This is a genomic window from Subsaxibacter sp. CAU 1640 (assembly GCF_023156585.1).
In the GTDB taxonomy this organism is placed as follows: domain Bacteria; phylum Bacteroidota; class Bacteroidia; order Flavobacteriales; family Flavobacteriaceae; genus JBPOFM01.
On the sequence record NZ_JALNMI010000004.1, the window covers coordinates 405,739 to 420,548 of the forward strand.

13 protein-coding genes and 1 tRNA gene are annotated in these 14,810 nt (G+C 34.9%); 7 read left to right on the forward strand and 7 right to left on the reverse strand.

The window, feature by feature from the left end; translation table 11 throughout:
• The first annotated feature begins 86 nt into the window (after window positions 1–86).
• Entirely contained in the window at window positions 87–647 is a 561-nt protein-coding gene (locus M0G43_RS11835; RefSeq protein ID WP_248026737.1) for a YqgE/AlgH family protein, read from the forward strand.
• On the opposite strand, the gene M0G43_RS11840 is transcribed toward M0G43_RS11835, so the two are convergent.
• Window positions 644–1,489, reverse strand: a complete 846-nt coding sequence (locus M0G43_RS11840; RefSeq protein ID WP_248026738.1) for an aminotransferase class IV — start codon at window positions 1,487–1,489, stop codon at window positions 644–646. The genes M0G43_RS11835 and M0G43_RS11840 overlap by 4 nt on opposite strands.
• A 61-nt stretch (window positions 1,490–1,550) precedes the next feature.
• Window positions 1,551–1,943 (reverse strand): START-like domain-containing protein, encoded by a 393-nt coding sequence (locus M0G43_RS11845; RefSeq protein ID WP_248026740.1) that lies wholly within the window; start codon window positions 1,941–1,943, stop codon window positions 1,551–1,553.
• A gap of 176 nt (window positions 1,944–2,119) precedes the next feature.
• On the opposite strand from M0G43_RS11845, the gene M0G43_RS11850 reads away from it, so the two are divergent.
• Window positions 2,120–2,193 (forward strand) — tRNA-Met (locus M0G43_RS11850).
• A 550-nt stretch (window positions 2,194–2,743) separates the two neighbouring features.
• Here M0G43_RS11850 and M0G43_RS11855 read toward each other — a convergent pair.
• Both M0G43_RS11855 and M0G43_RS11860 read right to left on the reverse strand, forming a co-directional pair.
• Window positions 2,744–3,007, reverse strand: coding sequence for a hypothetical protein (locus M0G43_RS11855; RefSeq protein ID WP_248026741.1), 264 nt, complete (start codon window positions 3,005–3,007; stop codon window positions 2,744–2,746).
• Between the two features lie 53 nt (window positions 3,008–3,060).
• On the reverse strand, window positions 3,061–3,315 hold the full coding sequence (locus M0G43_RS11860) for a helix-turn-helix domain-containing protein (protein WP_248026742.1): 255 nt from the start codon (window positions 3,313–3,315) through the stop codon (window positions 3,061–3,063).
• Between the two features lie 405 nt (window positions 3,316–3,720).
• Between M0G43_RS11860 and M0G43_RS11865 the strand changes: the two genes are divergently transcribed.
• From M0G43_RS11865 to M0G43_RS11885, 5 genes are all read left to right on the forward strand, one after another.
• A complete protein-coding gene (locus tag M0G43_RS11865) occupies window positions 3,721–4,254 on the forward strand; it encodes an RNA polymerase sigma-70 factor (protein ID WP_248026743.1) in 534 nt (177 codons plus the stop codon).
• A gap of 59 nt (window positions 4,255–4,313) precedes the next feature.
• On the forward strand, window positions 4,314–5,483 hold the full coding sequence (locus tag M0G43_RS11870) for a FecR family protein (protein ID WP_248026744.1): 1,170 nt from the start codon (window positions 4,314–4,316) through the stop codon (window positions 5,481–5,483).
• Window positions 5,484–5,637: 154 nt separating this feature from the next.
• On the forward strand, window positions 5,638–8,883 hold the full coding sequence (locus M0G43_RS11875; RefSeq protein WP_248026745.1) for a SusC/RagA family TonB-linked outer membrane protein: 3,246 nt from the start codon (window positions 5,638–5,640) through the stop codon (window positions 8,881–8,883).
• A gap of 17 nt (window positions 8,884–8,900) precedes the next feature.
• Entirely contained in the window at window positions 8,901–10,337 is a 1,437-nt protein-coding gene (locus tag M0G43_RS11880; RefSeq protein ID WP_248026746.1) for a RagB/SusD family nutrient uptake outer membrane protein, read from the forward strand.
• A gap of 82 nt (window positions 10,338–10,419) precedes the next feature.
• A complete protein-coding gene (locus M0G43_RS11885) occupies window positions 10,420–12,720 on the forward strand; it encodes a zinc-dependent metalloprotease (RefSeq protein ID WP_248026747.1) in 2,301 nt (766 codons plus the stop codon).
• 86 nt (window positions 12,721–12,806) lie between these two features.
• On the opposite strand, the gene M0G43_RS11890 is transcribed toward M0G43_RS11885, so the two are convergent.
• The 3 genes from M0G43_RS11890 to M0G43_RS11900 all read right to left on the reverse strand — a co-directional run bounded on the left by M0G43_RS11890 (window position 12,807) and on the right by M0G43_RS11900 (window position 14,780).
• Window positions 12,807–13,052 (reverse strand): DUF6520 family protein, encoded by a 246-nt coding sequence (locus M0G43_RS11890; protein WP_248026749.1) that lies wholly within the window; start codon window positions 13,050–13,052, stop codon window positions 12,807–12,809.
• A 40-nt stretch (window positions 13,053–13,092) separates the two neighbouring features.
• Window positions 13,093–13,560, reverse strand: coding sequence for a MauE/DoxX family redox-associated membrane protein (locus M0G43_RS11895; RefSeq protein ID WP_248026751.1), 468 nt, complete (start codon window positions 13,558–13,560; stop codon window positions 13,093–13,095).
• A 248-nt stretch (window positions 13,561–13,808) separates the two neighbouring features.
• Window positions 13,809–14,780, reverse strand: a complete 972-nt coding sequence (locus M0G43_RS11900) for a helix-turn-helix domain-containing protein (protein WP_248026753.1) — start codon at window positions 14,778–14,780, stop codon at window positions 13,809–13,811.
• Window positions 14,781–14,810: the final 30 nt, after the last annotated feature.

Consider the following 14,810-nt stretch of genomic DNA (forward strand, 5'->3'; position numbering starts at 1 on the left):
CATTTATATGTGTAAAGCATCTTATAGTACAAACTATTGTATTTTTCACAAATATTGTTTAGATTTAGTTCAAAATCATATGACACATGATTACTATTAAGCCCAACAAAGGTCATTTGCTCATTGCCGAACCCTCAATAATTGGCGACATTTCTTTTAACAGATCTGTAATTCTATTGGCAGATCATACAGATGAGGGTTCCATTGGCTTTATTCTTAACAAACCTCTCGAGTACACGTTAACTGATTTGGTTCCTAACACTAATGCCAAGTTCAAGGTTTATAATGGTGGTCCGGTAGAGCAAGATAATCTTTATTTTATACACAAAGTACCCGATTTGATTCCGGAAAGTATCGAGATTTCATTGGGTATTTATTGGGGAGGTGATTTTGATGTGGCGCTTGAACTTATCAACTCTGGAAAAATAACAGCTTCTGATGTACGCTTCTTTTTGGGATATTCAGGATGGGAACCAAACCAATTGGATAAAGAACTGCAATCAAATTCGTGGGTTGTTACTGAAAATATCTATGAAAAATCTCTTATTGAGAAAAGTGATACCGCTTTCTGGAAAGAAAAAATGCTGGAACTGGGTGGTGATTATTCCATTTGGTCAAATGCACCCGAAAACCCTAGCTACAACTAACCTAGCCTAATTTTCACGTTGAGCTTGCCTATCAACTTTTTTGGAACATCCGAAGTATAATACTTTTTCCTGTAAGCCGTAATAGGTTGTATACCTGAAATGACATTCGTTAAAAAGAGTTCATCTGCCTTTTGAAGTTCAAACGGTGAAATCGATGCTTCCTCCAGTTCAAATTCATCCATGGACTTTATCAGCTCCATGATTTGTTTACGCATAATTCCTTTGAGACAGCCATCTTCCAATGGTGGTGTTTTGATGATGTTGTCTTTCACAAGAAACAAATTGCCTTGTAATCCTTCTACCACATTTTTGTTAGTATTCAACAATAAACAGTTGTCATAGCCATTTTCCTTGGCATACACGCTGCCCAAAACATTGATAACTTTATTATTGGTTTTTAAGGTTGACAAAAGCCCTGGAGCTACAAAATAGTCCTTGAACAATTCAACGGTATAGGCATTTTGATTGAGTGTATAAAAATCGTTATTCAACGGCTCAACAACGATATTATAATCAATCAAATTGGTATCTGGTGAATATCTACCTCCTACCTTTCGGTGGACATTGTATCTAATTCTTGCAGATGATTTTGATAATTGATTGGCTTCAATTGTTTTTAAGATTTCAGATTCCAAGAACTCCATTGTAAAATCCATTGGGATTTCCATACGAAGGATTCGCATAGAGGCCATCAATCTAAAATAGTGATCTTCCCAGAACAATATTTTGCCATGAACGACCTTCATTGTCTCAAATAGTGCATCACCATAGCTATAGCCTCGGTTATTTATTGAAAGTATGTTTTCTGTTTCTTGATGCAGTGTTCCGTTTAAATTAATCATAAAAAAAGTCTCGACGTTTAAATCGAGACAAATATAAAACTAAATATTAGCGTAAGCATCCTTAAGCAGACCCCAAAACCTGTTTCAAATCAGAAATTTGGTTTTCCCAAAGCATTTTTGCTTCTTCCATTTCATCTTCCTCAATATAGTCTGTAACAATCAAAGAAACGTCTTTTGTGATTTCATCGACCTGAATTTTTATTTCGAAATAATAAGTCTCACCATCCTCTTCGTCGGCCATCCATCGAAATCTAATACGTTCGCCACTTTTTTTACTCAGTAGTTTTGCTTTTTCTTGACTTCCATCCCATATAAATGTGAACACTTCACCCCTTGAATTGACATTATCTGCAAACCATTCTGAAAGTCCTGAAGGTGTTGAAATATATTGAAATAAGAGTTGTGGAGAGGCATGGATCGGGAACTCCATTTCTACCTTAATCTTGTCGTCCATAAGTTGTTTTTTATTAGCACGCTCAATATATAATTAATTGTTTAGTATAAAAACTAATTTCGTAAAAATAATTTTAGTTGTTTAATATTTGCGAAAACACATTTTGTTTCTATATTTGCAGCCTTAAAAAACGGAAATTGTCATTCTTTAAGAAGTTTCTGTTTTTATAGGATTATGGCGAGGTAGCTCAGTTGGTTAGAGCGTCGGATTCATAACCCGGAGGTCGGGGGATCGTGCCCCCCTCTCGCTACGCAGTAAACAAAGGAAAAGTCAAGAATTAAATTTCTTGGCTTTTTTTATGGCTAAAACATAGCTAAAACATTTCTCCAATTTTAATTCTAAAACGCCATATTTACATAAATTAATATAAATGCCACTATTTAGAATGTGAAACTCTAAAGCTATCTCAAAAAGTTTTGTTTCTAAAAAGTTGATATATTATAGACAAAAATTAAGATAGCCATTCTTATTGCTCTTAAAGCCATGGCTTTTTAGCATAAAAAATTATCATTTAAATTATTTATAGTTAGTTCATGCCAAAATCAAAACTCCCAAGACCAATAAGAATCATAAGATATTATATAAACTGCCTTTGGTACTACATTCTATTTCCTTTGGGTGCGGAAGAAGATGAGTTCAGTAAGCAATGGAGGGACAAAAAGTAAGAGCATTAAGGTAACATGCCAGCATAATTCTACTATATATGATATTAAAATTGTCACGATTTAAATTAGAATATTATTACTAGAATAATTAAGAAAATTGGTCAATGACCTTGGAGGATATTAAAGTTGGTTCCCTTATAATTTTGAGCGCTTTATAAAATTTTCAATGTCAGATTGAGTAATTGAATCGTATTGATTTGAAAAATCCCCTAATGTATATCCCATTGCCTCGATAATTAATATCATGGTAGTAGAATTAGGCCCGGATTTAGATTTTGCATTAAAGGTATCTGAAACAGTTGCCTTCCGAATATCAGGTTGCAAAGCTATCTCGTTATAACTTTTTATAATTTCTTCATCAGTTTTGATAGATGATAGAAGATTTTTTCTTGTATGCAACAATCTATTTAAAGAAAATTGAAAATTAAATAAACAAGCCTTTTATTTAATTTTCAATTTTCTTTAAATAGATTGGAATCAAAAAATTCACTCAAAGTTATTCCTATCAAATTACAAAAACGACTAACAGTATGTATAGATACTCCTCGTTGATCATTTGTATTTTCCCAACGGCTTACTAATTGTCTATCTATAAAATGGCATTCGGCGAATTTTGATTGATTTGGGTTCACTTCCACTCTTAATTCCTTTATTCGCAAAGCAATCTTGTTATTCAATGCAATATCTTCTGGTTTTAATTTAGCCATATTGCAATTTTCATTTAAAATCAAAATATTCTGTAATCCATTTGGTTGACAAATAAATATTTCCTTATATTTGATTCTTATTACATAAATTTGCGATTCTTCGTATAGAAAATATTTGAAGTCATCGCTTTGAGTCTCTTAATAGAAAACTGGTAATTTTTGCACAGGAGATGATAAGTAGAATGGCTCACGTCCCGGGCGTGGGCTCTCTTATCAGTGCAAGGTATACCAGTACCCCTATTATGATAAGTTGAGTACTGCGCCCTATTGTTTCTGGACGCTCTTTAAATTCTGGGCTGTTTCTTTGAATGTTTGGTGAGCATATACAACCAAACTAATGTTATATCGCTTGGTACTCATGGTCAATGGGAAAATCTAAACCCTTTCCCTAAATCACTATGGAAGATGTCCAAGAATAAGCTGCATCCCATGAGCACAGAAGGGTACAAATCACTTTTTGATACCCTCTATCCGTCTTTGTGTTTGTTTGCCAACAAATATCTTAATGACATCGATACTTCCGAAGATATGGTACAAGAGGTATTTATCAAGGTTTGGGAACAAAAAATTCAATCACCGAACTTTTATGCCATTAAATCTTATTTGTACACCGCTGTAAAAAACCGTTGTTTGAATTATCTTAAAAGCAAATATCACAAGAGTTTCTTACAATCTTCAGCTATAGATTTTGACCATATAGCAACCGAAGAATTCTTTCATGCTCAAATAACCATTATTGACACCTTTTCCCAACTTGAAATGGCTATAAAAAAACTTCCTAAAAAATGTGAAAGGGTCATTAGATTAAGTCTTAAAGACTATACAAATAAAGAGATAGCCCAAGAAATGTCCATAAGCAAAAACACCGTCAAATCTCAAAAACGTATAGCCTATGAAAAGTTACGCCATTCTCTTGGCAGCCTATTAAACATTTTTTAATTTTTTTTTGCACCCCCTTTTAACTTTTGTTGTTTTAGTGGCAAATTCAACAGTCTGTCATGACACTATTCGACAAAATATACGAACTCACTAAAAAGCTTTCAAAAGCCTTACTTAAAGATATGGGCTTTCGGGATTTGGACGAGTCTGATTTATTTTCTGAAGACGCAAAAAATCATATAAAACAGCATCTATCTGAAGCAGAAATCAAAGAACATTTAGAGCTTCTAAATCAAATTGATAAGGAGAAAGGTTGGAAACAAGTAGAAAATGGAATTTCTCACTACGGTAAATCAAAACCCAAAAACCGTCTATCTATATCACCTTTCTACAAAATTGCAGCTGTTGTTGTACTTCTAATATCTCTATCATATATTACATTTAATGGGCATACCAATGACTCACTTTTAGATCAGAAACAGTTCAATATTACAGTGGGAACTGATAAGGCCATTCTGACCCTAGAAAATGGAATCAATGTAGTCCTTGAAAAAGGAAAATCTTATCAAAGTGGAATTGTCCAAGGTAATGGGGAGCGATTGGAGTATTCAAAAACCAAAGGTAATTATAAAACAGCATTCAATTATTTGACCATACCAAGAGGGGGGCAATACCAAATCATATTATCTGATAGTACCATTGTATGGTTGAATGCCGATACTAAACTTAAATACCCAGTGAATTTTGTTGAAGGAGAGCCTCGCAACGTTGAGTTAGTCTATGGCGAGGCTTACTTCGAAGTGTCTCCAAGCACAAAACATCAAGGCAGTGTTTTCAAAGTTGTTACCAAGATGCAAGAAGTAGAAGTCATTGGTACAGAATTCAATATAATGGCCTACAACGATGAGGAGCACATTTATACTACGCTAGTGGAAGGTCATGTAAATGTAGTTGTTGATAACAAAAAGCAACAATTAAGACCTGGAGAGCAATCCATATTGAGCACAAATTCAAAAGATATTACCAAGAAGCAGGTAAATGTCGATTATGACATTGCATGGATAAGAGGTTATTTCAATTTTAAGGAGAAACCATTAAAGGATATTATGAAAGTACTTTCCAGATGGTACGATGTGGACATATCCTTTGCGGCACATGACCTCGAAAAAATTAAATTCAGTGGTCTCCTCAATAGAAAACAGAACATTGAAGATATATTAAACGGAATCAAATCCACAAAATTTATAAATGCCTATGAGATAAAAAACAAGACCATTACAATCAAATAAGAATAAAGGGAATAAAGCCGCCACCTGGAAAGTATTGAGCTAAATCCCCTTTTAATAACTAACTGGTTTTTAAAACCAACTAATACACAAATTTATGGAAATTAAATTAAGAAAACTCCTTTTCTCAAGATGTCAAGCAACCCTAAAGTTTTTTATGAGAACGTTCATATTATGTTTTACAACGGTTTTAGGCTTTTCCAATTGTAATATCTATTCTCAAGATGCTAAAGTTACCATTGACACTGATAGGACTGTAACCATTTTTGAAGTTTTTGAATTGATTGGGAAACAAACAGAATGTACATTCATATATCAATCTGATATTTTTAAAGACCTACCAGAAATCCATCTAAAAAGTGGTGTGATTAAGGTTACGACATTGTTAACACAATGCCTTCCAACAAAGAGTTTTGAAATCAACAGTAGCAAAAATAACCTTATTACCATTACAAGAAAATCTACCAATGATTTGCAGCAGCAAAAAATACAGGTTAAGGGATTTATAAAGGATACAAATGGCATGCCCATAGCTGGAGCAACAATCATCGTTAAAGGCACAAATAGGGGTACATCTTCAGATTTTGATGGAAATTATGAAATTTCAGCAAATTCAGATGACATATTAATCATCTCGTATTTGGGATACCGTTCAGTTTTCGAGCCTGTAAATGGACAGCAAACAATTAATATTATCCTAAAACCAGACACTGAAAATTTAAAAGAAATAGTTATAAATGCAGGTTATTATAATGTGAAGGCGAAAGAGCAAACTGGTAATATTGGCACAATAAAGGCCAAAACCATTGAAACGCAACCAGTAAACAATCCGATGGCTGCGATGCAGGGGCATTTATCTGGGGTCAATATAGTCCAATCTACGGGTGTTCCTGGAGGAGGGTATAGCATTCAGATACGTGGTCGGAACTTTATCAATGGTGTGACCGATCCCCTGTTTATTGTTGATGGTGTGCCATTCGGCTCCCAGTCATTGAGCTCACAAGAGTTGTCGGGAGAAATTTTTGCTGGAAATATTAGTCCCCTAAACGCAATCAACCCAAATGACATTGAAAGTATTGAAGTATTGAAAGATGCCGATGCCACAGCTATTTACGGTTCTAGAGGCGCTAACGGTGTAGTATTGATAACCACGAAAAAAGGTAAGGTTGGAAAAACACACTTTGGTGCAGAACTCAACAGCACAATGGGTCAAGTATCTCATTTTTTAGATTTAATGAATACTGAACAATATTTGGAAATACGCCGAGAGGGAATTACAAATGATGGATTTGGTGCACTTTTAGAAGATGCCGCTTTTGACTTTGTTTGGCCTGACATAAAAAGCTGGGACAACAGTCGCTATACAGATTGGCAAAAAAAACTAATTGGAGGTACTGCATATCGCAATAAAGCCCAATTATCAATTTCTGGAGGAAACGCACAAACACAGTTTTTAATTAGCGGTAGTTATCAAAAAGAAACAACAGTATTTCCAGGTAATGCCAATTATAAAAAAGCATCTCTGCATAGTAATATTAATCATCAATCGGAAGATAATCGTTTCAAATTAATTTTTTCATCAATTTATACCAACGAAAAAAATCAGTTACCACGATCGGACTTTACTAGTTTGGCTTATAGCCTAGAGCCAAATGCACCGGAACTGTATGATATCGAAGGTAATTTAAACTGGGAAGGCAATACATGGGATAACCCTTTGGCTACATTGGAAGAAGATTATCAAGCAAAAATCAGTACGCTATTTTCCAATGCAGTAATTTCCTATACCTTACTAACCAATCTCGAATTGAAATCAAGTTTAGGTTTTAACAGCTATGGATTAGATTCCTATAGGACCTTACCAAGTACAGCAAGAAATCCTAGTTTTGAGTTTACACCAGGAAATTACTCGTCCTTTACAACCAATAGCTCAAAACGACAATCTTGGATAGTAGAACCTCAATTGAATTGGAAGAAACAGTGGAAAACCACAAAAGTTGATATTTTAGTAGGTACAACTTTTCAAAGTGAATCCACTCAACAATATATAAATAAAGGAACGGGGTTTCCCAGTAATAACCTAATTCTGAATTTGGCTGCTGCAGAAACTTTAGAGGTTCTTCAAGATGCCGATAGCGAATATAATTACCAAGCCGTATTTGGTAGAGTTAATCTGAATTTATCAGGAAGGTACATCCTAAATATTACAGGTCGCAGGGACGGTTCCTCAAGATTTGGACCCGGTAAGCAGTTTGGTAATTTTGGAGCTGTGGGAATGGCTTGGCTTTTTTCGGAAGAAAAAATTTTTAATGATAATTCTCTTTTGAGTTTTGGAAAATTTCGAAGTAGTTATGGATTAACTGGAAGTGATAACATCGGGGATTATAAGTTTTTGGATACTTACAACGTAAATGGATTCGACTATGATGGAACGACCATTTTACAGCCAACCGGTGTATTCAATCCTTTATTTGGTTGGGAAGAGAACAAAAAGTTAGAAGTGGCATTGGAGTTGGGATTTTTCAATGACCATATACTTGTCAATACGTCTTGGTACCGGAACCGTTCTTCCAACCAACTCATAGGTATACCATTAGCAGCGACCACTGGATTTTCAGAGCTTACAGGAAACTTTGATGCGACAGTTGAAAATACTGGTTTAGAAATGGATTTACAAACGACCAATCTACAAAAGGGAAACTTTAAATGGACATCAACATTTAATATAACATTCCCTAAAAATAAATTAATCGAATTTGATGGATTGGAAACTTCCACTTTTGCCAATCGATTTGTCATCGGCAAGCCATTGACCATTGTAAAATTGTACCATGCGTTAGGTGTGGATTCAGAAACAGGCATTTACCAATTTGAAGATTATAACGAAGATGGCCAAATTAATAGTCCACACGACAGACAATGGGTTGAAGATTTTGCACCAAAATTTTATGGTGGTATTGGCAACACCTTAACCTATAAAAATTTAACGCTTGATTTTTTCTTTCAATTTAAAAAGCAAAAGGCATTTAATGAGTTGGCCTTCGTTGCTACCCCTGGGTATCGAGGAAATGCTCCGGTTAGTTTATTAGACCGATGGCAACTGCCTGGAGACACAAATCCAATTCAAATGGCATCAGGAGGATTATCATTTAATGAGGATACTGGAGCACTTCAATCAAGCAGCAATGCTGCGGTATCCGATGCTTCTTTTATTCGTTTACGCACCATATCATTAAATTATAAAGTACCAAACTTAAAGAATGGAATTGACATAGATGTTTATTTACAAGGACAAAATCTACTGACCCTCACAAATTTTAATGGTCCTGATCCAGAGCAGTTTACAAATAACACATTGCCTCCTTTAAGACAAATAACCCTTGGTCTTCAAATAGGCCTTTAACCTTAAACTTTTACATTATGGAACTTATAGAAAATAAACTATGTAACCTAAATAAATTCATGTTGAGATTTTCTTTACATAGAATTAATCCTTTAAAACTATTGATACTTTTCTTTCTGGGTATTTATTTAACGGCTTGTTCAGATTTTATTGAAGCTGATCCGCCAAAAAATATTTTGATTTCAGAAACGGTATTTAATGATCCCTCAACCGTAGAATCTGCATTGGCAAATATTTATTATAATATGCGCGAACAAGGAATGATATCAGGCAACTTTGGATTAACACCCTTATTGGGCATTTACGGCGATGAATTGGATTATTATGGTTTCAATGCAGATTATGCAGAATTATACTTCAACAATGTGAATGCAACCAATACTACTATTTTAAACTGGTGGAGTCAAGCGTATAATCTAATTTACAATGCTAATGATATAATTAAAGGTGTAGAAGGCTCGAGCGGCTTGACGGCCGAAGAAAAATCCTATTTTAAAGGACAAGCCTTGTTTGTCAGAGGTTACATCCACAGTTTATTGGTAAATCTTTATGGGGACATTCCTTATATAAAAACCACAAATTATATAGAAAATAATTCGGTGTCAAGATTGCCCTTGGCAGAGGTCAATGTAAATATTATAGAAGACCTTGTTATGGCGATCGAATTATTGGAGAATGAGGGTGATGCTTCAGAAGAGAAGGTACTGCCCGGTCAATCTGCGGCAAAAGCTCTTTTAGCCAGAATGTATCTTTACAATGAAAATTGGGGATTAGCAGAATCAACTGCATCACAACTCATAAACAATTATAATCTAGAACCGAATTTGAATGATGTGTTCTTAAAAGAATCATCTGAAACAATTTGGCAGCTTAAACCCGGAATCACTCCAAAGAATACACAGGAGGCTGTTCAATTAATCATCCAGTTTATTCCAGGTCAAAGATATGCGTTAACCAATTCATTATTGGCTGCATTTGAGTCGGGAGACCAACGTTTAACACAATGGACAGAAAGTATCTCAAATACAGAAAACACCATTACTCTATTTTTTGCCCATAAATATAAAGCCAATTTAACTGAAACGGAGCGTTTGGAATATTCAATTATATTTCGACTTGCTGAACAATACCTTATACGAGCGGAAGCTAGGGCGCACTTGGGCAACATATTAGGTTCACAACAAGATGTGAACGTCATTAGAAACCGAGCTGGTTTAGAAAACACCACAGCGAATACAGTAAATAATTTATTGGATGCAATATTAAAGGAGCGACAGGTAGAATTATTTACAGAGCAGGGTCATCGTTGGTTTGATTTAAAGCGTACCGATAATGCAAACAACGTGTTAAGTATTGTAAAGCCATATTGGCAAGCCACAGATATCCTGCTTCCTATTCCCGAGACTGAACTGGAAATTAACCCCAATTTATTACCACAAAATTCTGGTTATTGAAATATTAAAAAATCACTTCCCTCTAAATCTTCCAGTTGGGAAGTTGGTTGTCTTGTGAACTAATAAAAACAAATTTAATAATATGAAAGGCATCATTCTATTCTGCTTTATATCAATATTCACATTAGGAATGGCATCCAATGCCAGAAAGCCAAATGAAGACAAAATAACTATTAAACCGTTAAGACAGGAAACTTTTTTAACCACGTTTATAGAAAATGATCAACTCTATTTGAACATCCCAAATCAATTATTGGATACACCAATGATGTTTGTAATGTATGATCAAAGTTATGATAATAAGTATCTACAAATAATTTGGTCGTTAGAGAGGGAAAAAATTGTTCTGATGCTTCCGAGCATTACATCCACCGCTGGAATTACACTTCCAATAAAACCGAAGCTAACTCTTTCAGAAAATATACTTGCTATATTCCCAAAGGATAAGGATCGAAGTGTTCCAGGTATCCATTGCATAAATATTACAGACCTTATATTAAAACAAGAAATTCCATGGAAGTTAGGGTTTCAAGAAAGTCTTGTACCACAAATCTCATTGGTATTGGAAACAAAAGATTTAAAAAACGAGGTAATAATAAAGACCAGGAGGGGAATTATGATGGATGGAACGAAGATATCGCTTCCCATGTTTTTTGCCTTCTGTAAACTTGATGAGCCAATGAAAGCAAGACGGTATGATTATCGTATGGGATTTTATAATGAAAAATTACTCGATATTCATTATGGAGCCCACAATAGTATTGCCAACATAAGCAGATGGCATCTAGAAAAAAAGTATCCAAATCAAGAAATCAGTGTACCCAAAAAACCCATTACTTTCATTCTCTCCCCAGATATACCAAAAATATGGCGACCCTATGTAAAAGCTGGGATAGAGGAATGGTTGTCAGCTTTCGAATCGGCGGGATTTAAGGAGGCGTTGGTGGTAAAGGAAGTTGACAGTTTAAGTGAATGGGACATGTATAGTATCAACAATAACATTGTCTATTGGGGGCCTTTAAAAAGATGGCGAGGTAATGAAGATGGCTGGTTTGGGGGTACTATTTCAAACATCATTGACGAGAGAAGTGGGGAAATACTAAAGGGAGATATTTATATGAGTATTTCACGTGAGACCTATTCGGAAATGTATTTCATCCGATCGGCACCTTTGGACATACGAGCACAAACGTTTCCTTTTCCAGATGATTTGGTGGGTGAACTTTACCAATGTATGGTAGCGCATGAAGTTGGACACGTCTTTGGCCTCATGGACGCCAATTATGGTGAGTTCGCATATCCCTTTGAAAAAATGAATGATGTGGAGTGGTTGAAGACTATGGGACATACACCAAGTGTAATGAATTATACTCGACAAAATAATATAGCCCAACCCGAAGATCATATTCCCCCATCTTTACTCAATCAGAAAGTTGGACCTATGGATCGCTATCAAATTCGCTGGGGTTACACCGAATTTCCCTTTGGGACAACCCAGAAAGATGCTGATGCTATCTTGGAAAGCATTATAAGGTTACAGGATTCCATTCCATGGTATCGATATAACTATTCGAATTATGAGGGTATTGGACCTGCAGATACCGATGAGGTGGTAGAGAGCCGTGATCCTGTTAGAAGCACCGAGATGGCCTTGAAGAACCTTGAACGTGTACTTAAACTGCTCCCAGATGCTTGCCGTGACCAGAAGGACAATGCCAGATTGGAGCGTATTTATAGTAAAATCTGCACACTATGGTTCGATCATATGAGCCAAATTGTGGCAATTATAGGTGGATATGATATTCAGCATAAATCCATTAACCAAGAAGGGGCAATTTATACACCAATTGCATTGGAAATCCAACAGGAAGCACTTGACTTTCTTATTAAAAATGTCATGAACCCTCCCAATTGGTTAATACAGCCTGAATTTGCAGAGAAGATATATTATTCTACATATCCTGATATCATACTGACTTACCAACAAGTACTATTATTTGAATTGTTGCGCCCCGATCGCATGAAACGTTTTGAATATTTAGAGACCATTCCAGGTTATAGCGGTGCATTGACTAACTATTTGACAAGCCTGCAAGCAGGATTATTTAAGGAGTTAAACGATTCTAATAATGTTGTTAAGCCAAGGAATCAAGAACTCCAAATGACCTATATAGACAAACTTATTATGTCAATACAGCAGAAACGTGTGAATATTGATGCCAATGAAAAAACCTTTGACTACACTGACTATAGCAGAGCTGTGTTTATGGAACAGTTGATAAACCTGAATAAAAAAATTGAAGAAAAAATAAACACAAACCGACAACTCAATTCCAAAGGCCACTGGAAAATTTGTTTACTGAAATTGAATAAAATGCTGTAATTAATTATATAAATTCAATTTTTCATTCTTTAATAACAAAAAAAGGCGCCTAATAAAAAGGCGCCTCTTTCTTCAAATACTTCCAATTAATTGGGTTTACGCAATTTATTGACTAATGCCATTTCCCTATACAATTGTAATCCATTAAACTTACAGTCAATTCCTGACTGAACCTGACATTCATCGCCGATTGTAATAGATTGCACACCCAATGTTGGATGGTTGTAATAAGCTGTTTGACTTACCGTTTTTACATCGGTGGCAAACGCGAAGCCCACGGCCAATAACATGGCAAAGACCGGTAGCATGAATTTGAAAATTTTTGTTTTCATGATCTAATGTATTTAAAAGTTGATGCCTACTCTTTTTATTTCAGGTTTTCGGCTTCTCCTGCCTACGTAGTTCTTTATTTTGATTTAAATCATTTTCTTTTTTTTTAAATAATGCGATTATAGCGAGGGCTATACAGGATATGTTGAAAATTACATGGGTGTTCCAACCCATTGCGGATATGATACCACCACATGGACAGGGAATATCCTTACTGAAATTCAATACCAGGATGATATAAATGGTAAATAGGGTCATCAAAATGCAACTCAAATAGAGCCCTACCCTTTGTGTGTGACCAAAAGATAGAAATCCTGCAGTCAACAACTCGGCTCCTATGACCCCAAAAGAAATCCATTCAGCAAAAACACCTAAAACAGCTGATTGCCCTATTTGAAATTGAAAATTTTTTATGTTTCTTAATTTGGTAATACTCGCGTAAACGAAAATCAGAATAAACAGCATCGAAACTGCTTTAACTATTTTCTTTTTCGATATGAATGACTTCAATTGCATTTTTCATTTTAAATGAAGATAAAATTCTGGAATATTTTTTACTCTTGTGGGATGATTCTTTGTCCCTGAAGGATTATGTTTTTTCAATTAAAAATAAGGATATTCTATATGCAACCTAAAACAATATGCTGCTAATGAAATTTTTATTAAACCCACTCATAGGTTAAAAGAAGTCCTATCATGTGTGCAGAAAAAACGTGTCAAGCTATCATTCTAAAAGACTTTATTGGACACATTTTAATTCATTCATTTTCAAGTATTGTATTGTTACGTAAATCACTGGGCGAATAATCATAGCGTTTCTTGAAGGTTCTAGAAAAGTGGGGCATACTCTTAAATCCTACCATATATGCTATGGTCTTAAGCGAAACATCGCTATATTGAATCATCATTTGAGCCTTACGAAGTCGCTCCTGCATCAAAAACCGATGTACCGTTGTCCCATACAATTCTTTAAAACCATATTTCAATTTGAACTCATTGGTGCCAATCTGTAAAGCAAACTCTTTGAGAGATGGGAGATCTTTTTCAAGATTGTTAATAATAATGTCATGACCATCCCTTATTTTGCGAATATCTTCAAAACTCAATCTCAATTTTGGCTTTTTTGTCTTGCTTTCTCCAACCTCATCCGAACCCTTATCTTGAATGATTCGTTTCTTTAAGTCGGAATCCAATTTATTTTTATAATTTGAATGGTGAATTATTGTAATTAGTGTGCTACTTTTATTACTACCCTCTTCGCAAAACGTACTTATATATGCCGTTTTTGGGATAATCAGGTCGCCTTTAGACTTGAATTTTATATTAATAGTGGTATCAAATATCCCTTTATTTTTAATTTTTTTCCAAACTGATTTCCAAATTGTTTTAGATTGCTCCGTAAGAAAACATTCAAAACCCTGACCTATAAAATCATCATACAAACTTGACAATATGTTGCATGCTTGTTGATTTACCATTAAGATATGACCACGGTGGTCTAAAACAAAGCTCATCTGAACAATATCTAAAATTGAATCATCTATATTGGCAAATCCTTGGTGTATAATGGTGTCCTGTATCTCTTCTGCCAACATATTGAGAGTTAGTATTAGAGCTTCGATATCGTCGTTTTCGGAGTTACGTTCAATACGATAGAAGAAATTACCAGAAGCCATTTCCAGTAACATGGTATTAATTACCTGCATCCTATGGTGTACTTTTGTGTCCATTTATGGAATAAACTAGTTTGTTCTTTAATT